Origin of the sequence: Kribbella sp. NPDC051770 (assembly GCF_040681455.1) — a bacterium.
Classification (GTDB): Bacteria; Actinomycetota; Actinomycetes; order Propionibacteriales; family Kribbellaceae; genus Kribbella.
In genome coordinates, this window is the sequence record NZ_JBFAYT010000002.1 from 682,386 (window position 1) to 706,057 (window position 23,672).

Consider the following 23,672-nt stretch of genomic DNA (forward strand, 5'->3'; position numbering starts at 1 on the left):
GCTCCTGGTTTCACTTGGCGAGTGCGTAGGGTTCGCGGGGCGGGCACTTGCGGCCCGGGGCGGACAGGGCCTCGAAGTGCCACGGTTCGTTGTCGTAGCGGCGGCAGATCCCGTACTTGTAGCCGTTCAGCTCCAGCCACTTCGCGCCGGTGGCCGGCGTGATGTCGACCGCCCGGCCCTTGACGTGCTCGGAGAACTCGGGCGGCAGCACCCAGCGGACGGCGGCCTTGTAGGAGCCGTACTTCTCGATCGCCTCGTCGAGCAGCCGGCGCTGCTTGGCGGCGCTGCGGCGGCCGGAGTTGATCCTGACGTCGACCCCGTCGGCCTTCGCGGCTGCCATCGCTTTCAGCAACCGGGACCGCAGCTTGGGCGACATCCCCTCGGTCGACTCCTCGTCGTACGTCTGGTTGTCGGTGCTCTTCGTCTTGATGGGCTTGGGTTTGGGCGTCTTGCTGGGCTTCGGCTTCGGTCGCGGCGTGGTGGTCGGCTTGTGCTCCGGGGTCCCGGGGACGTCGCCCTCGGCGTCCAGCACCCGGCCGGCCGGTCCTGATCCGCCGACCACGGGCGCCTTGTCACCGGGCGACCCGAAGCCGAGGAAGTCCGCGATCTGGCCGTGCCAGACCAGCAACGAGGCGAGGACTGCGATCCCGGTCACGGACAGCAACCGGGCCCGGACCGACAGGCTCCGCGGCGGTGGCTCGTCGTTCGTCATGGGGTACAGCCTCTCGGTTCGCCGCGCTGGTCACATCCCTCCCAGGGACCGTCCTGCGCGACCGGAAGTCGGACCTGGGTAGCAGGTCCGACGCGGCCCCTCGTCCGAAAGTTGGAGCTTTTGCCCGTTCGGGCGAAGGAACCGGTAAATGATTGCCGCGACTACGCTGAGCTAGGTGTGGAGCCTTTGGCGGGGGATGTCGCAGTTGCAGCGGGACGTGCTGCTGGCTGCGCTCATCGGCGTCGGCTGGTTCCTCGCGCTGGCGGTGGTGAGCGACAGTTCGCTGCGCCCGGCGAACCCGAGCGTCTCGGTCGTGACCGGCCTCTTCCTGGTGATCACCGTCGCCGCAGGCCGGAGCCTGCCGCGGACGACGCTGGTCTTCGTCGCGCTGCTCTACCCCTTCGTGTACGCCGCCGCCGGCACCGGGCTCGCCTCGCAGGCGGGCTTCCACGTCTTCGGCCAGCCGGTGATCGCGAACGCCGCGCTGCAGTCCGAGATCCATCTCGTCCCGCTGCTCGTCGTCGGGTACGTCGCCGCCGCCAGCGGCGTCCGGCGGTTCACCTGTCTGTTCTTCACGATGGGCAGCCTGGCCGGCCTGATGATCGGGCTCCCGACCGTGGTCGCGCTCGTCCTGGCCAACTCCGACGTCGTGATCAGCCGCCGCTACCGCAACCTCCCGACCGATCTCTACAGCCTGTACGGGTACATCGACGTCTCCCTGTTCGTGTTCGCCGAGGCGCTGATCGGGGGCATGGTGCTGCTCGGCGCGAACGCCCTGCGCCGCCGGAAGTCCGTACTGGTGCTGGAGAACCGGAACGCCGAGCTGGTCCGGCTGCGCAAGATCGAGGCCGAGCGGGTCGCCGCCGCCGAGCGGACCCGGATCGCCCGCGACCTGCACGACGTCGTCTCGCACCACATGAGCGCGGTGGTGATCCGGGCCCAGGCCGCCGACCGGGTCGCCGACCAGAACCCGGCCGCCCTGCGCGAGGCGGTCCGCTGGATCATCACCAGCGGCAAGGAGGCGCTGACCGCGATGCGCGAGACCGTGCGCGTACTCAACACGGCCTCGCCGGGCAGCGGTGGCGAGACGACGCCGGTGCCGGACCTGGCCGCCGTGGCCCGGATGGGCGACCGGCTGAAGGCGGTCGGCGTGGACGTCACGATGACCCTGCCGACCCGGCACCGCGAGCTGACCAGCGCGACCGACCTGACCGCCGTACGGATCATCCAGGAGGCGCTGACCAACGTGATGGTGCACGCGAAGGCGTCCGCGGCCCAGGTGAGCTGGCAGAGTGGGCCGCAGGGCGAGCTGCTGACCATCGACGACAACGGGAGCGGTGGCCCGCCACCGGTGAACGTGCTGGAGAACGCCCGGCGGAGCGCGAGCGGCCGCGGCAACGGACTGATCGGGATGCGCGAACGCGCCTTGGCTGTCGGCGGCACACTGGCTGTCGCAGCTGGACCCCTGGGTGGATGGAGAGTGCAGGCATGGTTGCCGCCGCAGAGATGACGGACCAGATCCGGGTGCTGGTCGCCGACGACCAGGGTGTGATCCGGACCGGCCTGGCGATGATCCTCGACCACGAGCCGGACCTGACCACGGTCGCGCAGGCCGGGGACGGCGAGGAGGCGCTGCGGCTGATCGACCAGTTCGACCCGGACGTGGTGCTGATGGACATCCGGATGCCGGTGATGGACGGGCTGGTCGCGACCGAGCGGATCACCCGGGCCAACCAGGAGGCCGGGCGGAGCAAGCCCGCCGTACTGGTGCTGACCACGTTCGACGACGAGGCGTACGTGCTGAGCGCCGTACGGGCGGGGGCTTCGGGGTTCCTGCTGAAGGACACCGACCCGGATCTGCTGGTGTCCGCCGTACGGGCGGTGCATCGCGGGGACTCGCTGGTCGATCCGGCGTCGACGCGGGTGCTGCTGGAGCGCTGCGTGGAGCTGGAGCGGAAGGTCGGGGAAGGCGGCAGCGCGCCCGCGCCGCAGGACGCCGGGCGGTGGACCGGAGTGCTGTCGCAGCTGAGCGAGCGTGAGCGCGACGTACTGGTGTGGATGGCCCGCGGGCTGTCGAACCGGGACCTGGCGGCGAAGCTGTTCGTGAGCGAGACGACCGTGAAGACCCACGTCAGCAGCGTGCTGTCGAAGCTCGGCCTGTCGAGCCGGGTGCAGGCGGTCGTCGTCGCGTACGAGGCCGGAGTGGTCCGGCCGGGTGAAGCCGAAGTGCGCTGGGAGTCCTAGAGGTACAGCCAGAGTCCGCCCGCGACGACGGCGAGCACGAGCAGGACGGTCAGGATCTGGCTGAGCACCGACGCCTGGCGGCGGCGGGGTAGGAAGTCTCCGGTCATACCCCCAAGCCTGCAAGGAATCCGGCCGCCAACCATCGGCCGCGGGGACGATCTCGCGGTGACGGAAGTCGCCCCCAGGTCGCAGCAGTCTCATCCTCCAGGAGGAGACCGTTGCTTCAGGCCACTATCCGCTCACCCGAAGTAGGCGGCCCGGACCTTCTGCGGCACGCACATCGCCCAGGCCTCCAGGACCAGCTCGCGCAGCTCGTCCTGGTCGATGGCCTCCAGGTGCACCTGGATCCAGCGGAACCGCTCCTCCGACGGCCGCGGCCGGAAGAACTTGTGCGGCTCGGCGGCGATCGCCGCGTCCCGCTCCTCCTTGGGGAAGCCGATCCCCATCGTCGTCTCGTCGGCCGACAGCGCGAGGTAGACGATCTGCCCGACCCGGAACTTCACCCGGTCCCGGACCAGCACCTCGTAGCTGCGCGGCAGACCCTCGGTCACCGCCCGGATGTCGCTGAGATCCACCATCCGTCGAAGGTAACGCGGATCACTGCCAGAACGTGTCAGTGATTACGTCCGGACCCGCGGATGCCCAGGTTTCGGCTACCGGCACGTACCGTGGTCGGATGCCTGATGAGGTGAAGAGCGCGGTCGAAGGGGCCGAGGTGGTGTTCCGCCTCGCCGACCCCGGCCACGCCCTGCCCGGCGTACGGCTGTGGGAGGAGCTCGGGCTGGCCGGTGAGCTGCTCGAGTTCAAACCGGTCGAGTACGGCTGGGAGCTGCGGCTGCCGCGGCCGTCGGTGCACCGGATGGAGTACCTGTTCGACGTCGCCGACGCCGGGATGCGCACCGACCCGACCAACCCGCGGGTGGTCGGCGGCGCCTTCGGCGAACACTCCTGGCTCCCGCTGCCCGGGTACGTCGAGCCGGCCTGGATCGAGGTCGAGCCGATCGCGTCCTCGCTGACGCCGCTGCCGGTCGCGGAGTCGCCGGTCGGCCCGGTCGACGTGCAGGTCTGGTCGCCGGACGGGATCGCGCCGTCGTTCGAGCTGCCGCTGCTGCTCGCGCACGACGGCCCCGAGTTCGCCCTGTACGCCGGGCTGACGCACTACGCCGGCGCGATGGTGGCCGACGGCACCCTTCCGCCGTTCCGGCTGGCGCTGGTCCGGCCCGGCTCCCGCAACCTCTGGTACGCCGCCAACCCGGCGTACGCGCAGACGCTCGTCGACCATGTGCTGCCTGCGCTCACCTCGGCGTACGCCAGCAAGGCGCCGGTCCTGATAGGCGCGAGCCTCGGCGCCCTCGCCGCCCTGTACGCCGAGTGGAACCACCCCGGCACGTTCGACGGCCTGTTCCTGCAGTCGGGGTCGTTCTTCACGCTCACCACCGACCCGCAGGAGTCCGGCTTCGAGTACTACGCCGAGGTGACCGGCTTCGTGAACCAGGTGCTCGCGGCAACCGCCGCCCCGAGCACGCCGCGGATCGCGATGACCGCCGGGACGCCGGAGGAGAACGTGCACAACAACCGGGTGATGGCCGCCCACCTGAGCAGCCTCGGGCTCGACGTCGAGTTCGACGAGACTCCCGACATGCACAACTTCACCGCCTGGCGCGACGTCCTGGACCCGACACTCACCACGTTGCTGAAGTATCTCTGGAGCTGAAATCGTGCGAGGGTAGCGAGACTGCGCGCGAAGGGGTGAGGCCGGGTGGAGCGTGAACAGGTCGAGCTGGACGCACCTGGGCTGGACCGGCCCGGGACACTGATCCGCTACGGGCACTACGGCCGGCCGGTGCTGGTGTTCCCGAGCGAGCAGGGCCGGGCCTGGGACTACGAGAACAACGGCATGGTCGGTGCGGTCGCCGACCTGATCGAGGCCGGTCGGGTGAAGCTGTACTGCGTCGACTCCTACGATCACGTGAGCTGGTCCGACCGGAGCATCCCGCTCGAGGAGCGCGCCCAGCGGCACGGACTGTACGAGTCGTGGATCCTCGAGCAGGTGGTGCCGGCGATCGGCCGAGACACGCCGGGCGCTGCCGACATCATCACCACCGGCTGCAGCCTGGGCGCCTTCCACGCGCTGAACTTCGCGCTCAAGCGCGCTGACCTGTTCCCGATCGCGATCTGCCAGTCCGGCAACTACGACGCCGCCAGCTGGCACGCGTGGGGCGACCGCGGCGACGCGACGTACTTCAGCAACCCGGCCGACTACCTGCCGAACCTGGACGGCGACCACCTGGAGTGGCTGCGCAACCGGGTCTTCCTGCTGCTCACCGTCGGCCAGGGCGACTGGGAGACGCACCCGACCGGCTCGCTGCCGTCGGCGCGCGCGACGGCCGCCGTACTGGCGGCGAAGGGCATCCCGCACGAGCTGGATCTGTGGGGCCACGATGTCGCCCACGACTGGCCTTGGTGGCGAAAGCAGCTGGCCCATCACCTGCCCCGATTCTGTTAGGAGTCCAACCGTGCCTGACCGCTCTCAGCATCTGATCGGGTTGTTGCTCGGCGCCGAGGAGGACTGGCCGCAGGCGTTCGAGGCGCTGCTGCGCCGGGTCGGGCCGGTCCAGTACGACGGCCGCACGCACGAGTTCGGTACCGAGCGGCTGACCATCGAGCCGTTCGACCTGAACGACCCGGTCCGGGTCGGGCTGGTGATCGACCGGCTGGCCTACTGGTACTACCACCCGCGCGAGTGGCTGAAGAAGGCCGCGCTGATGAACGGCACCTACCTGCTGAACTCGCCGTTCACCTTCCAGTCGATGGAGAAGCACTCGGCGTACTGCGCGATGCTGCGGCTCGGACTGAAGATCCCGCGGACCGTGCTGGTGCCGTACAAGAACCCGGTCGACAACGTCCGCTGGGCCTACACGTCGGCCAAGTACAACAAGTCGTTCGACCTGGACAAGATCGCCGACGACCTCGGCTACCCGATGTACATGAAGCCGTTCGACGGCGGCGGCTGGCGTGGCGTCTCGCGGATCAACAACCGCGACGACCTGCACGCGGCCTACGACGAGTCCGGCGAGATGCTGATGCACCTGCAGGCCACGGTCGAGTACGAGAAGTTCGCCCGGGCGCTGTCGATCGGCGCCGAGACGATGGTGATGGACTTCCGCCCCGACGAGCCGATGCACAACCGGTACGCCGTCTCGCACGACTTCCTGTCGCCGTCCGCGGGCCACCAGGCGGTCGCGATCAGCCGGATCGTGAACGCGTTCTTCGGCTGGGAGTTCAACTCCTGCGAGATGCTGGTCGCGGGCGACTCGGTGCACCCGATCGACTACGCCAACGCCTGCCCGGACGTCGCGGTCACCTCGCTGCACTACTACTTCCCGTGGGCGATCGGCGCGCTGGTGAAGTGGTCGGTGTTCTCGCTGGCGACCGGCCGGCGGACCAAGGTCGACCTGCACACCGAGCGGTACTTCGCGATCGCCGACGACGAGTCGCTGGACTACGACGCCAAGATCGACGCCTACCTGGCGCTGGCCGACGAGCACTTCGAGACCGCGAAGTACCAGGAGTGGTGCGCGCAGAACCTGCCGCACTTCGACGAGCAGCTGGTCGAGTGGGTCTCCGGGCCTGACTTCGACCGGATCCTCACCGAGACGGTCGCGGCGACGTACCCGGCCCACGAGCAGGACAAGTTCCAGGCCCACTTCCGCGGGCTCACCGGTCTGTGGGTGCTCGACCAGTCGCGCTGATCAGCCGGGCTGCCGGGCGGTGGGTCCACTCACCGTCCGGCGCTTGCTGGAGGAACTTCGCGCGCAGGTCCTCGACGTACGCCGCGCCGCGGGCGTTCGCGGTGGCGCGCATCGGGCCGGAGTGCGCGTAGGCCTCGAAGAACGTCGCGGCGTCGTCGTGGGTGATCGGGAAGCGCACCAGCTCGTCGCGGTCGAGCGTGAGGACCGCAGCGGGGTCCTCCTCGGCTGCTGGTGCTCCGGGACGCAGCAGCGCCTTCATCTGGCTGAACGGCCCGTCCTCCTCCGTGACGGACGGCCAGTAGACGACGGAGAGCCTCCCCTCGGAGCGCAGGGCGTCGTACCAGGAGCTGAGCGCCTGCTGCGGATCCGGTAGCTGCTGCAGGCCGAAGACCGACACGACCGCGCTGCACGCCCGGTGCCACTGAGGGTCGAGCGTGGCGGCGTCGCCCTCGACCAAACTGACCAGGTCATGCCCGCTGGCCCGCTGACGTGCCAGCTCGACCATGCCGGCGGACAGGTCGATGCCGACGATCTCCCGGTTGGGGAACTGCTCCAGCAGCAGGTCAAGCTCGGGGAACGTGCCGCAGCAGGGCACCAGGATCGGGCCGGGCGGCAGGTCGCCCAGCTCGGCTACTGCCGCCTCGACCCACGGCCGGAAGCGCGGGACGAAGTACTGCTCGTAGCCGTCGGCCGCCTCGTCCCAGGCCCGCGCCAGCTCGTCGCTCACAGCAGCACCGCGCAGAACGCACCAGCCAACAGCAGCTGTACGACGGTGGAGGCGCCCCGGCGAGCAGACTTCGCCCAGCTCAGCTCCGCCCACCTCCATCCGGCCAGCGCGGTCGCACCGGCCATCAGCGCGAGGCCGACGAGCCAGAGCCAGGCCGGCAGCGCGTTCCAGTCGGCAGTGGCCCGGACGACGAGCAGGAACAGGACACCGGTGACCAGGACGATCACCACGTCGGCGCGATCGCGCAGCTTGCGGGCGTAGAGCTGCCAGAGCGCCAGGACCGGGTAGCCGACCGCGAGGGCGATCAGGAAGAGGTCTCTCACTGGTCCTCCAGGAGCTCGGTAGCGAAGTCGTCGACCGGTACGGCGACGTCGGACAGCACGACCACCGCACGGTGCCGTTCCAGGTCCAGACCGATGAAGGACCGGTAGCCACCGGTGCCGCCGTTGTGCCACACCATGCTGCGATTGTCGGGGAGCGGAGTGGTCAGCCAGAAGAGCCCGACCCGGTCCTCGTCGAAGTCGCGGCGCGGGGCCAGTGCCTCGACGTACTTGCCGCTCAGCAGGGTCCGAGCGAGCAGTGCGAGGTCGTTGGCCGTGGAGACGACTCCGCCGGCCGGGGCGTAGCCGGTCTGCACCCAGGGCGCTTGGCGTCGTCCGCCCGAGCCGTAGCCGTCCGGAGCCGCGCCGGCGTCGCTGATCGGCGTACGGGACTCCTGCATGCCGACCGGCTCGAAGACCCGGTCCTGCAGGAGCTCGGGGTACGTCGTCCCGGCCTGGCGGGCCAGCGCCTGTCCGAGCAGGGCACCGCCGAGATTCGAGTACGTCGACTCGCCGCGGCCCTTCGTGCTCGCCGCGCGGGCCTGGTCGAGCAACTGGTCGACGCTGTACGGGTACGGGTTGTCGGCGGCCAGGCTGGCCAGCAGCGACCGCACGGCGGGCAGCGGCTTCCTGGTGGTGTTGGGCAGACCGGACTGGTGGGTCGCCAAGTCCTCGAGAGTCGCGCTGGCGACCTCCGAGCCGTCCAGCGGCAGCAGCGAGCCGACCTGCTGGTCGAGCTTCACCTCACCACTCCGGACCGCCTCCCCGAGCAGGATCCCGGTGAGCGCCTTGCTGATCGAGCCGATCTCGAAGCTGCCGTGCTCGTCGGTGCCGCGTCCGGCGTACCGCGTCCCGCTGTCCTCGACGACTGCCACGGACAACCGGTGACCCGGCCCTTCGTAGTGGTCGTCGATGAAGCGCTGCAGCTCGGTGTCGCCCGTACGGGACTCGGCCAGGTGCAGCGCGCCCGGCCTGATCAGCCAGCCGCCGATCGCGAGTGCGACAGCGAGCAGTACGGCGGTGAGCTTCATCGGCTACCTCTCCAGAGCGGCCAGGATCGCGAGCAGCGCGACCTCCCGGGCCGGGGGGACGGCGAAGACGCCACGGCTGGGGGTGTGCAACCAGCCCTCGGCGGTCAACTGCCGCAGGTGGTGGTAGATCTGCCCGCTCGTCCCGAGGCCTTCGACCTCGCTGAGCGCGCTGACCGTCGTCCGTCCCCGCAGGATCTCGCGGAGCAGGGTCAGCCGGACCGGGTGCCCGAGCGCGGCCAGCGCCGAGGCCTGCGCGGCCCAGTCGGCGCTCTGCTGTGGACGAAGCCGCGCGGACTCCAGAGCGGCGACCCGCTGCTCCAGCGCCGCGAGCCGGTTATCCACAGGCTTCTCCACACTGTGGATACTACGTAGCTACGTAACTTCTACAAAGCGTCAGCGTGTCTAGAGTGTTCGGGTGCGTGACGACGAGGTGCCTGCGTGGTGGCAGCGACTGGGGCTCGAGGGGCTGGTGGACGTGCACGTCCACTTCCTGCCCGACCAGGTGATGAACGCGGTCTGGGCGTACTTCGACCAGGCCGAGAAGCACTACGGCGTCGCCTGGCCGATCAACTACCGGACCTCGGCGGCCGAGCGGGTCGAGACGCTGAGCGACCTCGGCGTCCGGCGGTTCCCGGCGCTCGTCTACCCGCACAAGCCGGGGATGGCCGCCTGGCTGAACGAGTGGGCCCGCGAGTTCGCGGCCGCGACGCCGGGCTGCGCGGTGAGCGGGACGTTCTACCCGGAGCCCGGCGCGTCGGCGTACGTGAAGGAGGCGCTCGAGCTGGGGACGCGGATCTTCAAGGTGCACGTCCAGGTCGGTGACTACGACCCGCGCGACGAGGAGCTGGACGCGGTCTGGGGTCAGCTCGCCGAGGCCGGCGTACCGGTGGTGGTGCACTGCGGGTCGGGGCCGATTCCGGGCCGCCACACCGGGCCGGGCCCGTTCGGCGACGTGCTGGCCAGGCACCCGCGGCTGACCGCCGTCATCGCGCACCTGGGCATGCCGGAGTACGCCGAGCACCTGGCGCTCGCCGAGACGTACCCGAACGTGCACCTGGACACGACGATGGCTCTGACGCCGTTCACCGAGTCACTGGCGCCCTACCCGCGGGAGCTTCGCCCGCGGATGGCCGCGCTGCAGGACCGGGTCGTGCTCGGCTCGGACTTCCCGAACATCCCCTACGCGTACGGCGTACAGCTGGAAGGCCTGGAGCGCCTGGACCTCGGCGACGACTGGCTGCGCGCCGTCTGCTGGGAGAACGGCCTACGGCTCCTCGACGGGTAGCTGCCCAGCGAACCAGGCCAGCGTCAGCCCGGTGAGCAGGGCGTCCCGGTCGATCTCCAGGCTGACCAGCTGCGCGTTCCAGGCGAGCAGCGCCGTGCTCAGCACCAGCGCGGAGATCTGCTGCCCCTCGTTGAACGCCGTGAGGTTCTCGTTGAACCAGCGGACCTCGGCCAGCTCAGCAGCGTCCAGCCCGCGCTGCTGCGCGACCGCCTCCGACACCGCCGTGTACGCCGGAGTGGCGCCGAGCCCCTCCCGGTCGTCGCCGACCTGGTACTCGTCGTACCCCAGGCGGCGCATCAGCTCGTCCCAGCCCGCTGCCGCTCGGCTGCTGGGCGAGCCACCCTCCGGACCGTTCAGTGCGGTCCAGGCGATCGACGGGATGACCAGGTGGTGCGTGCCGGCCACCTCCAGCCGCATCGCCGCGTCCAGCACGTCCATGACACCGCTGGGCCAGGCGTGCGTGAGCAGCGCCGGCCGGGCGTCGGGATGCGGGGAGCGCAGGTGCAGGAAGTGGACGAACTGGCCACCGATCTCGGTGCCGTAGTGGTGGTAGGCGCTCAGCCGGGCCTCGTGCACCCGCCAGTCGTACTCGCCGAGCCAGTGGTCGAGCAGCTCGTCGGCGTACGCGGCCGGCACCACCCGGTCCAGGCCCGCGGCGATGTACCCGCCCCCGTCGCGGAACGCGCGGAGCCGGTCGTACAGCGCGTCGAGCTCTGCCTGAGGAACCCGCAGCCTCAGCTCACGGACCTCGGCGGTGCGCTCAGTTGCCACCCATCGACCTCTCCCTCTCCCCGCTCCCACCAGCATGACGCTCCGGACGGACAGATTGTTGTGCCCGATGCCGAGTTGCCTCTTCTGACAAAGAACGACCTGGTCGCCACAGAGTTGCACGCCGGGACTGACAGGTTGCTGTCATCTCGTTCTGCCGCAAACCGTTGACAACGTTGTTCACGCCTCGATCACCCCGTTGCCCGGTCCATTTCAACGTTGTAAAGTCGGCGCCGACCTGCTCAGCACACCTCACGGGAGCAACTCGATGCCAAGCACCCAGCCCCGCCCCGAGCACCCCCGGCCGCAGTTCGTCCGCCCGCACTGGCTGAACCTGAACGGCGAGTGGCAGTTCGAGGCGGACAAGTCCGACTCCGGCCTGGAACGCGGTCTGGCCGAGCGCGAGCTCGAGCGCCGGATCACCGTCCCGTTCGCCCCGGAGTCGCAGCTGTCCGGGATCGAGGACGTCGACTACCAGGAGGCGGTCTGGTACCGGACCACCGTCACGATCCCCGCCGACTGGACCGGCCACGACGCCGTCCTGCACTTCCAGGCCGTCGACCACGACGCCACCGTCTGGGTGAACGGTGTCGAGGTCGTCCGGCACCGCGGCGGTTTCACACCGTTCAGCGCACCGCTGGCCGGCGTCGCCGCGCCGGGCGAGGAGGCGCTGATCGTGGTCCGCGCCCGGGACAGCAAGTCCGGCGCCCAGGCCCGCGGCAAGCAGAGCACGCTCTACTTCAACCGCGACTGCCACTACACCCGCACCACCGGCATCTGGCAGACCGTCTGGCTGGAGGCCGTCCCGACCGTCCACCTGGGTCGCCCGCGGATCACCCCCGACGTGGCCGGTTCGGCGTTCCACCTGGCCGTCCCGGTCTCGGCGAACAAGCCGGGCTGGAAGATCCGCGCGGTCCTGTCCGACGCGGACGGAGAGGTGGTCGCCGCCGAGGTCCGGGCCGACCTGGACCTCGCCCCGCGCCTGCTGCTCGCCGTACCGGCTGACCGGGTGCGGCTGTGGGACACCAGCGACCCGCACCTGTACGACGTACGCCTGGAGCTGCTCGACGCTGACGGCGCTGTGGTCGACCAGGCCGCCAGCTACGCCGGGCTGCGGTCGGTGTCGATCAACGGGCAGGCCGTGCTGATCAACGGCAAGCACGTGTTCCAGCGGCTCGTGCTGGACCAGGGCTACTGGCCGGAGTCGCTGATGACCGCTCCGTCCGAGGAGGCGCTGGTCGCCGACATCGAGCTGAGCCTCGCTGCCGGCTTCAACGGCGCGCGGCTGCACCAGAAGGTGTTCGAGGAGCGCTTCCTCTACCACGCGGACAAGATGGGCTACCTGGTCTGGGGCGAGTTCGGCGACTGGGGTGCGGGGGTCGGCGACACCAACGTCGACAACCAGCAGCCGACGGCGTCGTTCGTGACGCAGTGGCTGGAGGCGGTCGAGCGCGACTACAGCCACCCGTCGATCATCGGCTGGTGCCCGCTGAACGAGACCCACCAGCTGCTGCACGACCGGATCACCCAGCTCGACGACGTGACCCGGGCGATGTTCCTGGCCACCAAGGCGGCTGACACGAGCCGGCCGGTGCTGGACGCCTCCGGCTACTCGCACCGGGTGCCGGAGACCGACATCTGGGACTCGCACAACTACGAGCAGGACCCGGTCGAGTTCGGCAAGCAGATGGCCGGGCTGGCCGACGGAGCGCCGTACGGGAACACCGGTGGGCGGGAGGACCGGCCGATCTCGCAGCCGTACAACGGGCAGCCGTACTTCTGCAGCGAGTTCGGTGGCATCTGGTGGAACCCGGAGGCGGTCCAGCTCGCGGGGACCGACCGGGCCGAGTCGTGGGGCTACGGCCAGCGGGTGAAGGACGAGGCCGAGTTCTACGACCGCTTCACCGGGCTGGTCGACGTCCTGCTCGACGACCCGCGGATGTTCGGCTACTGCTACACGCAGCTGACCGACGTCTTCCAGGAGGAGAACGGGATCTACCGCTTCGACCGGTCGTCGAAGCTGGACGTGGAGCGGATCCGCAAGGTGCAGATCCGCGCGGCCGCGTTCGAGCAGCAGGGCTAGAGCTCCAAGGCGGTTTGATCCGGCAGGACCTTGACCCCCGCTGCACGCACTCCCCTGTGCTGCGAAGAGCGGGGGTCAAGGACCGGATTGGTGTTGTTGAGGTGCGTGTAGACCCAGCTGGTACCGGGCTGCAGCGCGCTCAACTTCCGCAGGTGCTCGAGGCTGGTGGCGATCGGGACGTGGCCCATCACGACCTGAGCCTGGCTGTCTGCTTGCGTCCGGCCGGTCATCTCCTGCGCGTCGTAGAAGGTGCCGTCGAGGATCACCGTGGTCGCGCCGTCGACGAACTCCTCGAACTCCGGCGGCAGCGAAGCCAGGCAGGGCGCGTAGACCAGTACGCCGCCCGTGCGCGGATCCTCGAACCGGTAGGCGACCACCCACGGGCCGGCGCCGCCGTTCGCGTACTTCGGCCGCTTGTCGCTCACCGGCAGGGCTCGGACGTTGAGTCCGCCGATCTGTTGGTGAATCCCAACAGTGGGCCAGGACCAACTGCCGTACCGCTCGACGATCCCCCGGACCGGGAAGTCGTCGCGCAACGCGGTCTGCACGGCCGGCGGCGCGTGCACCTCCAGCCCGGCGCCTTCACGCAGCATCAGCAGCCCGAGCGTGTGGTCCAGCTCGGCGTCCGTCAGCAGGACGCCGCGGATCGGCGTGTCCCGCGGCCCCGGCCCGGCGCGTAGCTCGGGCGCGGCGAGGATCTGGGAGCGGATGTCCGGCGACGCGTTGACCAGGTACCAGCCGGCGCCGTCGGCGCTGATCGCTAGCCCGTCCTGCGTCCGCGGCGGCAACGTCGGGTCGGCACACGTCGGACAGGCGCAGTTCCACTGCGGGAAGCCGCCGCCGGCCGCCGTACCGAGGAGGAGGACCTTCACCGCGCGCGCTTCCGCATCACGAACTCCTGCTCGGTCCGCGGGGTGCTCAGGATCAGGTCGACGATGCCGCGGTCCGGCGACTTGTGGCAGACCGGGTCGGTCGAGGTCGCGTCGCCGGTGAGCAGAAACGCCTGGCAGCGGCAGCCGCCGAAGTCGACGTCGCGCCGGTCGCAGCTGCGGCAGGTCGGGCTCATCCACTCCTCGCCGCGGTAGGCGTTGAACGACTCCGAGCCGTACCAGATCTCGTGCAGCGACGTCCGGCTCGCGTTGTCGAGCGTCAGCGTCTCGATCGCCGACGCCGCCGGGCAGGGCAGGACGGTCCCGTCCGGCGCGATCGTCAGCTGCCGCGCGCCCCACCCGTACATACAGGGTTTCGGGTACTCCTCGTAGTAGTCGGCGACCACGTAGATCACCTGCATCCGGCCTTTGAGGCGGTCGATCGCGGCTCGTACCACGGGCTCTGCGGCGGCAAGCTGCTCGGGCGTCGGCATCAGCTGGTCGCGGTTGCGCAGCGCCCAGCCGTAGTACTGGGTGTTCGCCAGCTCCAGCCGGTCGGCGCCCATCTGCTCGGCGAGGTCGATGATGCCGGCCAGCTGGTCGTGGTTCGCGCGGTGCAGGACGACGTTGACGCTGAGCGGCAGGCCGGCGCGCTTGATCAGTTCGGCGGCGACGATCTTGAGGTGGTGCGCGCGGGTGCCGGCGATCTTGTCGGCGCGAGTCGCCTCGGCGGCCTGGACCGAGAGCTGGATGTGGTTGAGCCCGCGGTCGACGAGGTCGTCGAGCCTGGTCCGGCTCAGACCGAGTCCGCTGGTGACGAGGTTGACGTAGGCCCCGAGCCCGGCGGTGTGCTCGATCAGTTCGGGCAGGTCGGGGCGGCCGAGTGGTTCGCCGCCGGAGAAGTGCACCTGGAGGACACCGAGATCGCGGGCCTGGGTCAGGATGTCCTTCCACTGCTCGGTGCTCAGCTCGTCCTCGCGGGCCAGGAGTTCGAGCGGGTTGGAGCAGTACGGGCAGTGCAGCGGGCAGCGGTGGGTGAGCTCGGCGGTCAGGCCGAGCGGCGCTTCGGTCATACCCACTCCACCACCTGACGGTCGGCGAGGCGGTCCAGGACGGCGTGGATGTCGGCCATCCGGACGTCGGCGTACTGATTGCCCAGGGCAACGGCGATGTCGGCCGGCGTACGCTCGCCGTCGCACAGCCCGAGGACCGCCAAGGCTGTCGGGTTGGGAACGAGGACACCCTCTGGGTAGAGGAGGACTTGCAGGTCCCTGGTCCGGTCGTACGTCACGCGTACTCCGCGTCGCAGCCTCGGCCGGGTGCTCACTGCTTGGCCGCCGCGCGCTCGATGGCGTCGAGGAGCGACCAGAGCACGTCGCACTTGAAGGACAGCGCGGCGACCGCGGCATCCTGCTGCTCGCGGGTCACACAGTGCTCGACGACCAGCTCGAGCGTCTCCTGCCCTTCACCGGAGACCGCGTCGATCCGGTTCGTGAAGTAGGCCAGGTCCTCGGCCCGAATCCACTCGTACGCCGCCAGCATGTCGACGACGCGCTGCTTCATCAGGTGGCCGGAGAACATCTCGGTCAGCCCGGAGGCGACCGCCTCGACCCACGGCCGGGTCCGCGCGAACGTCACGTACGCGTCAACCGCGAACCGCGTCCCCGGTGCGAGATGGCGCTCGTCGAGCACCTCCTCGCGGGTCAGCCCGACGGCCTCGCAGAGCCGCAGCCAACGCTCGAGTCCACCCTCGCCGGCAGTCCGGCCGTCGTGGTACACGATCCGGTCGAGCCACTGCCGGCGTACGCCGGGCAGCGGGCAGTTGCTGAGGATCGCCGCGTCCTTCTGCGGGATCATGCTCTGGTAGTACCAGCGGTTCGCGGCCCAGAACCGCAGCTCGCGCTCGTCCAGGTCGCCGTCGTGCAACCGCCGGTGGAACGGGTGCGAACCCCAGTACCGGTGCTCGAGACCGCGTAATGCGGTACGGAATTCCTCGGCGTCCAACAATGCGGCAGCCACGGCACCTCCGGGGTTTGGAACGTCACAAATGGAACCATCGGACATTTCACCCCGCGGCGTGGAACACATTTGTCGCAAATGCGCGCCGAGGGCGGCCGGACAGCCGGCGGAGCCCCGGGGAAAGGGACCCCGCCGGCCGCGCCTCAGTCGACCCGGGCCGCGTAGGACGTGACTTCGGTCGGGGTCTCGAACTCGACGAAATCGGGCGTGGTCCAGGCTTCGCGCTCGGTGGGTTCCACCATGGTCTGCTCCTGACGTACATGACGGGGGGCGCCGTCATCCGCTGCCGGCCCGGCGGACCGGGAATCAGACCATAAGACTTATGCAGGGAGTTTTTCTAGCCCTGTCCCTGAATTCGGAATACGCATACCACTAAAGTGTGCCGGTCGCCAGCTGAAGGCCGAGGCTGCCCAAACTCACACAAACCCAGAGAATCGCGCCGAGGCCGAGCGGACGCCATCCGGCTTTCCGCAGCTCGCCGACGCGCAGCGAGAGCCCGATCCCGACCAGCGCGCTGGTGATCAGGAAGGTACCAACCAGAGCGAGGTCGCTCTGGCGCTCGTCGGGCACGAGGCCGGCTGTCCGCAGACCGGCCGCGACGAGGAACCCGACGAGGAAGAGCGGAAGCATCCTGCGCCACGGCAACTTCTGACGAGAAGAGTCCGTGTTGTTTCGGTTGTCACGCCGAGACTTCAGAATCACCAAGCCCAGCACGATCGGCACCAGCATCAGCGACCGCGTCAGCTTCACCACCAGCGCGTGATCGCCGGCCTCCTGGCTGAACGCGTACCCCGCCGCCACCACCGACGACGTGTCGTTCACCGCCGTACCGGCCCACAACCCAAAGGCTTCCGGCCCAAGACCCATCAGATGACCGAGCGGCGGGAACGCCAGCACAGCCACGACGTTGAACGTGAAGATCGTCGCCAACGCGTACGCCACCGACGACTTCTTGGCCTCGATCGCCGCCGTCGTCGCCGCGATCGCCGACGCACCACAGATCGCCGTACCGACCCCGATCAGCGTCTGCGTGTCCCCGCGCACCCCGAGCAGCCGCCCGAACAACCAGGCTCCACCCAGCGCGATCGCCAACGTCCCGAGCATCACCGGCAACGAGCCGACACCGACGTGCGCGACCTGCTGCAACGACAGCCCGGTCCCGAGCACGACGATCGACACCTGCAGCAGGAACTTCGACGCGAACTCGTACCCCGGCCGCGCCCACTCACCACGCAGTACCGGCACGACCGCACCGACGAGCACCCCGAGCACCAGCCCGAAGACAGGCCCACCCACGACCGGCACCAGCCGCCCCAGCGGCACCGCCGCCATCGCGAGCACGAGCACCACCAGCAACCCCGGCAGCCGCTCGACGAAATGAGGTTTCGCCGCCGCCTCAGGCGACGCCTGTGACCTAACCTCGACCTGCACGCCGGAACCCCTCGCTCTTAAATGTACGCACATTTAAGCTAAGAGATGACCGGACATTTGGCAAGCGAGTGTGACCGACGGATCGGACAGGAAGGCCTCGATGACCGAGCGCAAGCTCAACCGCGGCGGCGGCCGCCCGCTGTGGAAACAGCTGCAGGAGGAGCTGGTCCGCCGGCTCCGCGCGGGCGAGTTCGACGATGTCTTCCCCGGCGAGCTGGCCCTGGTCGAGGACTACCAGGTCAGCCGGCACACCGTCCGCCAGGCGCTCAGCCAGCTCCGCGCCGACGGCCTGATCGTCGCCGAGCGCGGCCGCCAGCCGCGGGTCGCAACCGCGCCGGAGATCCGGCAGCCGATGGGCGCGCTCTACAGCCTGTTCTCCTCGGTCGAGGCGTCCGGCCTGACCCAGCACAGCGTCGTACGGGCTCTCGACGTGCGCGCCGACGGCGTGATCGCCAGCCGGCTCGGCCTGGAGGCGTCGATGCCGCTGGTCTACCTCGAGCGCGTCCGGTTCGCCGGCGAGGAGCCGCTCGCCCTCGACCGCGTCTGGCTCCCGGCCGACGTCGCCGACAGCCTGCTCGAAGCCGACTTCAGCCACACCAGCCTGTACGCCGAACTGGCGGCCCGCACCGGCCTCCGCCTGGAGAACGGCCGCGAGGACATCCGCGCGGTCAACCCGACCCCGGCCGAGCGGGCGCTCCTGCACTGTCCCGCCGGAGCCGCGGTCTTCTCCATCAACCGTCTCGCCCACGCGCAGGGCCGCCCGCTCGAGTGGCGGCACACCGTGGTCCGCGGCGACCGCTTCGCCCTGGCCGCGGAGTTCTCGGCCCACCAGGGCTACCGCCTCACCCCGTCCACCGACAGCAGCCTCGCCTGAGCTGGTTCACGCCGGGCGCGTTGGCCGCTGGAGTGCGCCCGGCGTGAAGCTTTCTACAGCGTGATCGACTCCAGGTGGTCGACCTTCCGGAACTCGGCGCCCGCGGCAACGACCGACGCCTGCAGCTTCGCGAGCCCACCCCAGTCGACGGCCGGCTTGTCCAGCGGCTCGTCGAAGTCGTCCCAGTGCGTCGCGATGACCAGCGGCACCGGCTTGATCGTCGACAGCAGCCGATCGGTCACCCCCGGCTCGCCACCAGGCGCAGCCAGTACGACGTCCACCTGCAGGTCCTTCAGCGCCACCGGGTCGAACCCGGCCGTGCTCAGACTCAGGATCCGCAACCCACCGATCGTCAGCACGTAGGCCAGCGTCCCGCCCTCGACCAGGTCCGCGATCGTCCGCGGCTTGGCCGGTACGGCGCCCGGCCGCGTCCCCGGGTACGCGAACTGGTGCCGCGCCCCGCCGCAGGAGTGCAGCGACCGGAACACCTCCACGGTGAAGCCCTTGCTGAAGGGCAGGTACTCCCCGCCGACCACCTGTGTCAGCTGGTCACCCGGCGCCCGCAGCGCCCGCAGCAGGTTGAGGTGCGTCTCGTTGCCGAGCACCGTCGCCTTCGTCCGGCGTGCGACGTACGGGACGTCGAGGAGGTGGTCGTAGTGCCCGTGGTGAACCAGGATCGCGTCGGCCTTGGTGACGTACTTGTCGATCACGCTGGGCTTGCTGACGATCCTGGTCGAGTCGTCCGCGCCCTCGGGCTTGTAGGTGCCCGTGCGGAACCTGGTCAGCCACGGGTCGGTCAGCACCACCGCAGCCCCGCAGCGGATCTGCCACGCGTGGTTGCCCCACCAGGTCAGCTCCACGGGCTCGCGCTCGGTCTCTGCTGTTTCTGCGGTCGCTGCCCGTACTCCTGCGGTTGTCGCGGCAGCACCCACCGCCGCGACCGCTGCTCCCTTGAGCACACCTCTCCGGCTCACCGTCATCCCCAGTCTCCTCACCTCGACGTGTTGCTCAGTCAAGGCGCTTCGTTGCAGCGATGTCGAATATGCTCTTACACATGACCCGATTGCCTGCTCATATCACCCCAGGTCAGCCGGGTCATGCTCACTGAACGCCACCTGCAGATCTTCGTGGCGCTCGCCGACGAGCAGCACTTCGGCGATGCCGCCCGGGTCGTCGGCATCACCCAGCCGCCGCTCTCCCAAGGCCTGCGCCGCCTGGAGTCCCTGGTCGGCGCCAAGCTGTTCGAACGCGGTCCTGGCCGAGTCCAGCTCACCCCTGCCGGCGCGGCCCTGCTCCCGTACGCCCGGCGCGCACTGGGCTCGCTCGACGAGTTCCACCACGCAGCAGGTGCGCAGGACCCGGAGGGCCCGGAGGTGCGGCTCGGGCTGACTCCGGAGGTCCCGCCAGCGCTTGGCGCGGCTGTAGCCGCCGCGCTGCCTTCCGGCCGAGTCACAGTCGTCACCGCTCCGACCAGCCAGCTCCTGCCGCAGCTGACGTCGACGCGGCTGCACCTGGCCGTCGTACTGCACCCGGCGGTGCTGGACGGACTGGAGGCCGGCCCGGTGACGCTCCTGCCGACTCACGCGCTGGTACCGACCACCCTGCACCCGGACGACGCGACACCACTCAAGCTGCGCGACCTGGACGCCTTACCGATCGCCGTCAGACCGCGCGCTGAGGCACCAGCAGCCAGAGACCTCGTGCTGGACACCCTCGACCTGCACAGACCAGCAGGCGGCACAGTGGTCGTCACCGACGACCGTGCGGCGCTGGCCATGGCCGCTGCGGGCCAGGCCATCGTCGTCACCCCGGACTCGGGTCTCCACGCAGCCGGCCTCGGCCGCCACCCGCTGGTCGACGACCCGCTCCCGGTCCGCCTCCGCCTGGTCTGGCCGGCCGCCCGTACGACGTCCGCCCTGCTCCCCGAGGCCCTGGCCCGGATCGCCCAGGCATTGGCGGTGACGCCATGAGCGCCCGACCCCGCGCTGCCTTTCCGGCGGTGACGCCGTGAGCGCCCACCTGCGCGCGATCTTCGAGGACGCCGGCGCCCGCGGCTGGTTCCACGCGATCTCCCTCGACCGCCCCGACGAGTCGATCACCCTCGACGCCGACGACGTCGTACCGATGGCCTCGGTCTACAAACTGCCGCTGGTCATCGCCTTCGCCGAGCTGATCGACCGCGGCTTGGATCCTCGGGAGCCGGTCACCTTGCAACCGACCGACCGCACCCCCGGCCCGACCGGCCTCTCGATCTTTTCCGACCCGGTCACCCTCTCGCTGCGTGACCTCGCCGCCTCGACCATGGCGCTGTCCGACAACGCCGCCGCCGACGCCCTCCTCGACGTCGTCGGCCTGGACCACGTCGCCGACCTCATGCGCCGCACCGGCCTGACCGGCACCCGCATCCGCCGCGGCACCGCCGACAACCTCCGCGACCTCGTACGCCGTACGAGAGCAACCGACGCCGACGCAGCCCTCGCCGTCCTCGCGGACAACGACGCCACCACCCCACCCGGCGTCTACGAAGCTGCCAACGCCTCAGCCACCACAGCCCGCGACATGACCACGCTGCTGCGCGCCCTCTGGTCCGGCGACCTGCTCTCCGCCGACCAGACCGCGTTCGTCCAGCGCCTGATGGCCCAGCAGGTCTTCACCCAACGCATCGCCGCCGCCTACCCCCACGACAGCGTCCGCACCTACGGCAAGACCGGCACCTTCGGCGCCCTCCGCCACGAGGTCGGCGTCGTCGAGCTCCCCGGCGGCCCGACCGTGGCCATCGCCGCCCTCACCCGAGCCGCCCGCGCCGACCGCCGCCTTCCCCGCGTCGACAACGCGATCGCGCAGGCGACCCGGTACGCCGTGGACCGCCTCCGCTAGTCGTTGACCACGGCGTACGCCTCGACCTCGAGCAGGATCTCCGGCCGGAACAGCGCGACCACCTGCACCGCCGTACTGGCCGGCGGCCTCGCCGTGTCCACGTGCTCGTCGCGCGCGACCCGCACGGCCGGCAGCACCGCCAGATCCGTCACGTAGAAATTGAGCTTCACCACATCGGCGAACGTCGCCCCGGCCGCCTCCAAACAGGCCTTGAGATTCGCGAACACCTGCCGAGCCTGCGCTGCCGGATCACCAACCCCGACGACCTCACCATCGGCGTCCAGCGCGACCTGACCCGAGATCGCGACCCACCGTCCCGGCCCGGTCACGACATGGCTGTAACCGTTGCCCGGGGCAACACCGTCCGGCTGCGGGTACGAAAGCTGACTCACGAGAACGCCCCTTCGTCGAGAACTCGCCTCCCATCCTGCCCGACAACTCTTGACCTCAAGTCGACTTGAACGGCTTCACTGGGCTCATGACCAACGAGTGGGGTATCGAACGGCTCGACCTGGACGCCTACCTGGTCCGGATCGGCGAGCCCGCCGGCGACGTCTCGGTGGAGACGCTGCACCGCCTGCACGCGGCGCACGTCCGCGCGATTCCGTTCGAGAACATCGACGTCATCCTCGGCACCCATCCCGGGCTCGAGCTCGACGTGATCCAGGCCAAGCTCGTCGGCCGGCAGCGCGGCGGCTACTGCTACGAGCACGCGCTGCTGTTCGCCGCCGTACTGGAGACGCTCGGTTTCGAGGTCGAGCGCCGGGTCGCCCGCGTCCAGCCGCACAAGTCCGGCCCGAAGACGCACATGAACCTGCTGGTCCGCATCAACGACGAGCCCTGGCTGGCCGACGTCGGCTTCGGCGCGGGCATCCTGCACCCGATGCCACTCAAGGACGGCGCGGTCGTCGACCAGGCCGGCTGGGAACACCGCCTCACCCAGGACGGCCGCACCTGGACGCTCGCCAAGCGCACCGCCGACGGCTGGGTCCCGCAGCACGCCTCCGACGACGAACCGCAACGCCTGATCGACTACCTGGTCTACCACCACTACGTCGCGACCAACCCGCACTCGCCGTTCTCGACCAAGCCGGTCGTGATGCGCCTCACCGACGGCGTCAGCCGCCGCCTCGTCGGCACCGAGCTCACCACCGAGCACGCCGACGGGCGCATCGAGCACCGCATCCTCACCACCGAGGACCTCGGCCCAGCGCTGGCCGCGCTGGACGTCGTACTCAACGACGAGGAACTGGACCGCCTGCTGCTGCGGTAGGTGTCTCGTGGACGCGCAGGACCTTCGCCTGGACGAGCAGAAAGTTGCCTCCAGCATCTAAATCGACAGTGCGACAGCTTCCCACTGCGCCGGCGACGGGTAGTTGACGACGAGCTCCGGCCGGCTGCGCAGGTTCGTCCCGGTCCGGCCTTCCTCGCCGAGCCCGAGCACGACCACGTCGCCGAGCGCCCAGGCCGAGGACATCGGCGCCAGGTTGAACGTTCCGTCGCCGTTGTCGGTGGTGAGCAGCGCTACCGGCGTACCGGCGTACAGGATGGAGGGCTCGATGGTGAGATGCGTCATGGCGCGAAGCTAGGGCCGGGACGCTTCGGCCCGCGCCGAACCGAGGGCGAGGCACGATGGGTGGATGACGACGACCGAGGGGCAGGAACTGGCGGCGTGGGCGCGGATGCTCGCCGACGGTACGCGCGCGACCGTCTGCCTCGCGCTGCTCGACGGCCGGGCGTGGACCGCGACGGAACTGGCCGCGCTGGCCGGCGTCTCCCGCCCGACGATCAGCGAGCACCTGAACCTGCTGGTCGAGGGCGGGCTGCTCAGCGAGGTGCGGCAGGGCCGGCACCGGTACGTCGAGCTCGCGAACCCGGAGACCGCGCACCTGCTGGAAAGCCTGTCGGCGCTGGCTCCCCGGCGTACGGAGGTCGCGACGAGTCTGAAGAGCGCGAGCCGCCGCGACGCGTTCGCCCGCGCTCGGACCTGCTACGACCACCTGGCCGGACGGCTCGGCATCGCGGTCATCGACACGATGACCGAACGCGGCCTGCTCGACTGGACCGACGGCCTCGCGCTGACCCCCGACGGCACGCGCTGGCTGGAGGAACTGGGCATCGCGGTGAAGACCGGAAGAGGCCGCCCGCTCGTCCGCTCATGTCTTGACGTGACCGAACGCCGGCCGCATCTCGCAGGCGCGGTCGGCTCCGCCCTGTGCACGCACGCGATCGACCAGGGCTGGGTCCGCCGGATCCCCGGTGGACGCGCTCTCAAGGTCACCGGATCGCTCACCGCACTGGGACTTCCGGTTGGTGTGGTGCGAGAACTCGCTTCCAGGGTGTGAGATTCCCGGTAGGGAACACGCCTTCAACAGGCGATTGTCGGCGGAAACGCCTAGCCTTCGGCCATGACTGGTTTCGAGCCCGACACCGAGCTGGTGTCCCGCCTCCCTCTGCCCAGCCATGTCGTCGTCCAGGTGGACGGCGTCTGGTACCGCGGCTGGCTGATCGGCCGCGAGCACGAGGACGCGGGATGGACCGCCTTGGTGCAGTACGAGGGCGACGACGGCGTCGAGCGGACCGAACGGCTTCCGGCCGACCGGATCGCTCTGCCGGAGTCGGACCGACCGACTGAGCGAGCGTCGTAGGAGGAACGACCACAGACAGGCCCCCGAGGATG

At 70.0% G+C, this 23,672-nt stretch carries 29 protein-coding genes; 13 read left to right on the plus strand and 16 right to left on the minus strand.

From position 1 onward, the window contains the following. Positions 1-10: 10 nt before the first annotated feature. Entirely contained in the window at positions 11-712 is a 702-nt protein-coding gene (locus tag AB0M01_RS09895; RefSeq protein ID WP_363667500.1) for a M15 family metallopeptidase, read from the minus strand. 175 nt (positions 713-887) lie between these two features. Between AB0M01_RS09895 and AB0M01_RS09900 the strand changes: the two genes are divergently transcribed. Then, positions 888-2,222, plus strand: coding sequence for a histidine kinase (locus AB0M01_RS09900; RefSeq protein ID WP_363667502.1), 1,335 nt, complete (start codon positions 888-890; stop codon positions 2,220-2,222). After that, positions 2,219-2,956, plus strand: coding sequence for a response regulator transcription factor (locus tag AB0M01_RS09905; RefSeq protein ID WP_363668095.1), 738 nt, complete (start codon positions 2,219-2,221; stop codon positions 2,954-2,956). The genes AB0M01_RS09900 and AB0M01_RS09905 overlap by 4 nt, the downstream gene beginning before the upstream one ends. A 239-nt stretch (positions 2,957-3,195) precedes the next feature. Here the strand turns inward: AB0M01_RS09905 and AB0M01_RS09910 are convergent, their stop codons facing one another. After that, on the minus strand, positions 3,196-3,534 hold the full coding sequence (locus AB0M01_RS09910; RefSeq protein WP_363667504.1) for an MmcQ/YjbR family DNA-binding protein: 339 nt from the start codon (positions 3,532-3,534) through the stop codon (positions 3,196-3,198). Positions 3,535-3,632: 98 nt separating this feature from the next. Between AB0M01_RS09910 and AB0M01_RS09915 the strand changes: the two genes are divergently transcribed. From AB0M01_RS09915 to AB0M01_RS09925, 3 genes are read left to right on the plus strand one after another with little or no spacing between them, the layout of a single operon-like run. Further along, positions 3,633-4,670, plus strand: a complete 1,038-nt coding sequence (locus AB0M01_RS09915) for an alpha/beta hydrolase-fold protein (protein ID WP_363667506.1) — start codon at positions 3,633-3,635, stop codon at positions 4,668-4,670. Positions 4,671-4,715: 45 nt separating this feature from the next. Continuing rightward, on the plus strand, positions 4,716-5,462 hold the full coding sequence (locus tag AB0M01_RS09920; RefSeq protein ID WP_363667508.1) for an alpha/beta hydrolase-fold protein: 747 nt from the start codon (positions 4,716-4,718) through the stop codon (positions 5,460-5,462). Between the two features lie 10 nt (positions 5,463-5,472). Next, entirely contained in the window at positions 5,473-6,708 is a 1,236-nt protein-coding gene (locus AB0M01_RS09925) for a hypothetical protein (RefSeq protein ID WP_363667510.1), read from the plus strand. Here AB0M01_RS09925 and AB0M01_RS09930 read toward each other — a convergent pair. The 4 genes from AB0M01_RS09930 to AB0M01_RS09945 are packed head-to-tail and all read right to left on the minus strand — an operon-like array spanning position 6,674 to position 9,140. Further along, entirely contained in the window at positions 6,674-7,435 is a 762-nt protein-coding gene (locus tag AB0M01_RS09930; RefSeq protein ID WP_363667512.1) for a methyltransferase domain-containing protein, read from the minus strand. The genes AB0M01_RS09925 and AB0M01_RS09930 overlap by 35 nt on opposite strands. Continuing rightward, the gene (locus AB0M01_RS09935; RefSeq protein ID WP_363667514.1) at positions 7,432-7,758 is read right to left on the minus strand and encodes a hypothetical protein; all 327 of its coding nucleotides are present in this window, start codon (positions 7,756-7,758) and stop codon (positions 7,432-7,434) included. Before AB0M01_RS09935 ends, AB0M01_RS09930 begins: the two co-directional genes overlap by 4 nt. Then, a complete protein-coding gene (locus AB0M01_RS09940) occupies positions 7,755-8,786 on the minus strand; it encodes a serine hydrolase domain-containing protein (RefSeq protein WP_363667516.1) in 1,032 nt (343 codons plus the stop codon). Before AB0M01_RS09940 ends, AB0M01_RS09935 begins: the two co-directional genes overlap by 4 nt. Before the next feature lie 3 nt (positions 8,787-8,789). Further along, positions 8,790-9,140, minus strand: a complete 351-nt coding sequence (locus AB0M01_RS09945) for an ArsR family transcriptional regulator (RefSeq protein WP_363667518.1) — start codon at positions 9,138-9,140, stop codon at positions 8,790-8,792. Between the two features lie 61 nt (positions 9,141-9,201). On the opposite strand from AB0M01_RS09945, the gene AB0M01_RS09950 reads away from it, so the two are divergent. Continuing rightward, a complete protein-coding gene (locus tag AB0M01_RS09950) occupies positions 9,202-10,071 on the plus strand; it encodes an amidohydrolase family protein (RefSeq protein WP_363667520.1) in 870 nt (289 codons plus the stop codon). On the opposite strand, the gene AB0M01_RS09955 is transcribed toward AB0M01_RS09950, so the two are convergent. Continuing rightward, complete coding sequence (locus AB0M01_RS09955) at positions 10,051-10,842, minus strand: epoxide hydrolase N-terminal domain-containing protein (protein WP_363667522.1); 792 nt, start codon at positions 10,840-10,842, stop codon at positions 10,051-10,053. The genes AB0M01_RS09950 and AB0M01_RS09955 overlap by 21 nt on opposite strands. A gap of 265 nt (positions 10,843-11,107) precedes the next feature. On the opposite strand from AB0M01_RS09955, the gene AB0M01_RS09960 reads away from it, so the two are divergent. Further along, positions 11,108-12,922, plus strand: a complete 1,815-nt coding sequence (locus tag AB0M01_RS09960) for a sugar-binding domain-containing protein (RefSeq protein WP_363667524.1) — start codon at positions 11,108-11,110, stop codon at positions 12,920-12,922. On the opposite strand, the gene pqqB is transcribed toward AB0M01_RS09960, so the two are convergent. From pqqB to AB0M01_RS09990, 6 genes are all read right to left on the minus strand, one after another. Next, a complete protein-coding gene (pqqB, locus tag AB0M01_RS09965) occupies positions 12,919-13,794 on the minus strand; it encodes a pyrroloquinoline quinone biosynthesis protein PqqB (protein ID WP_363667526.1) in 876 nt (291 codons plus the stop codon). The genes AB0M01_RS09960 and pqqB overlap by 4 nt on opposite strands. Next, complete coding sequence (gene pqqE, locus AB0M01_RS09970; protein ID WP_363667528.1) at positions 13,791-14,864, minus strand: pyrroloquinoline quinone biosynthesis protein PqqE; 1,074 nt, start codon at positions 14,862-14,864, stop codon at positions 13,791-13,793. Before pqqE ends, pqqB begins: the two co-directional genes overlap by 4 nt. Then, positions 14,861-15,172: a pyrroloquinoline quinone biosynthesis peptide chaperone PqqD gene (gene pqqD / locus AB0M01_RS09975; RefSeq protein WP_363667529.1), complete on the minus strand. Its 312-nt coding sequence runs from the start codon at positions 15,170-15,172 to the stop codon at positions 14,861-14,863. Before pqqD ends, pqqE begins: the two co-directional genes overlap by 4 nt. Beyond that, entirely contained in the window at positions 15,115-15,810 is a 696-nt protein-coding gene (pqqC, locus tag AB0M01_RS09980; RefSeq protein ID WP_363667531.1) for a pyrroloquinoline-quinone synthase PqqC, read from the minus strand. The genes pqqD and pqqC overlap by 58 nt, the downstream gene beginning before the upstream one ends. A gap of 143 nt (positions 15,811-15,953) precedes the next feature. Continuing rightward, positions 15,954-16,052, minus strand: a complete 99-nt coding sequence (gene pqqA, locus AB0M01_RS09985; RefSeq protein ID WP_363667533.1) for a pyrroloquinoline quinone precursor peptide PqqA — start codon at positions 16,050-16,052, stop codon at positions 15,954-15,956. A gap of 130 nt (positions 16,053-16,182) precedes the next feature. Next, a complete protein-coding gene (locus AB0M01_RS09990) occupies positions 16,183-17,241 on the minus strand; it encodes a putative sulfate exporter family transporter (protein ID WP_363667534.1) in 1,059 nt (352 codons plus the stop codon). A 100-nt stretch (positions 17,242-17,341) separates the two neighbouring features. Between AB0M01_RS09990 and AB0M01_RS09995 the strand changes: the two genes are divergently transcribed. After that, entirely contained in the window at positions 17,342-18,115 is a 774-nt protein-coding gene (locus AB0M01_RS09995) for a GntR family transcriptional regulator (RefSeq protein WP_363667536.1), read from the plus strand. A 53-nt stretch (positions 18,116-18,168) separates the two neighbouring features. Here the strand turns inward: AB0M01_RS09995 and AB0M01_RS10000 are convergent, their stop codons facing one another. After that, positions 18,169-19,095, minus strand: coding sequence for an MBL fold metallo-hydrolase (locus AB0M01_RS10000; protein WP_363667538.1), 927 nt, complete (start codon positions 19,093-19,095; stop codon positions 18,169-18,171). Positions 19,096-19,212: 117 nt separating this feature from the next. On the opposite strand from AB0M01_RS10000, the gene AB0M01_RS10005 reads away from it, so the two are divergent. After that, on the plus strand, positions 19,213-20,085 hold the full coding sequence (locus tag AB0M01_RS10005) for a LysR family transcriptional regulator (RefSeq protein ID WP_363667540.1): 873 nt from the start codon (positions 19,213-19,215) through the stop codon (positions 20,083-20,085). A gap of 37 nt (positions 20,086-20,122) precedes the next feature. After that, positions 20,123-20,992 (plus strand): serine hydrolase, encoded by an 870-nt coding sequence (locus AB0M01_RS10010; protein ID WP_363667542.1) that lies wholly within the window; start codon positions 20,123-20,125, stop codon positions 20,990-20,992. On the opposite strand, the gene AB0M01_RS10015 is transcribed toward AB0M01_RS10010, so the two are convergent. Continuing rightward, entirely contained in the window at positions 20,989-21,384 is a 396-nt protein-coding gene (locus AB0M01_RS10015) for a RidA family protein (protein WP_363667544.1), read from the minus strand. The two genes, AB0M01_RS10010 and AB0M01_RS10015, sit on opposite strands and share 4 nt — an antisense overlap. Positions 21,385-21,470: 86 nt before the next feature. Here AB0M01_RS10015 and AB0M01_RS10020 point away from each other — a divergent pair, with 86 nt between their 5' ends. Next, the gene (locus AB0M01_RS10020) at positions 21,471-22,265 is read left to right on the plus strand and encodes an arylamine N-acetyltransferase (RefSeq protein ID WP_363667545.1); all 795 of its coding nucleotides are present in this window, start codon (positions 21,471-21,473) and stop codon (positions 22,263-22,265) included. A 57-nt stretch (positions 22,266-22,322) separates the two neighbouring features. Here AB0M01_RS10020 and AB0M01_RS10025 read toward each other — a convergent pair whose 3' ends face one another. Beyond that, positions 22,323-22,568, minus strand: a complete 246-nt coding sequence (locus AB0M01_RS10025; protein ID WP_363667547.1) for a hypothetical protein — start codon at positions 22,566-22,568, stop codon at positions 22,323-22,325. 64 nt (positions 22,569-22,632) lie between these two features. On the opposite strand from AB0M01_RS10025, the gene AB0M01_RS10030 reads away from it, so the two are divergent. Next, positions 22,633-23,337, plus strand: a complete 705-nt coding sequence (locus AB0M01_RS10030; RefSeq protein WP_363667549.1) for a metalloregulator ArsR/SmtB family transcription factor — start codon at positions 22,633-22,635, stop codon at positions 23,335-23,337. 63 nt (positions 23,338-23,400) lie between these two features. Further along, positions 23,401-23,640, plus strand: coding sequence for a hypothetical protein (locus AB0M01_RS10035; protein WP_363667551.1), 240 nt, complete (start codon positions 23,401-23,403; stop codon positions 23,638-23,640). Positions 23,641-23,672: the final 32 nt, after the last annotated feature.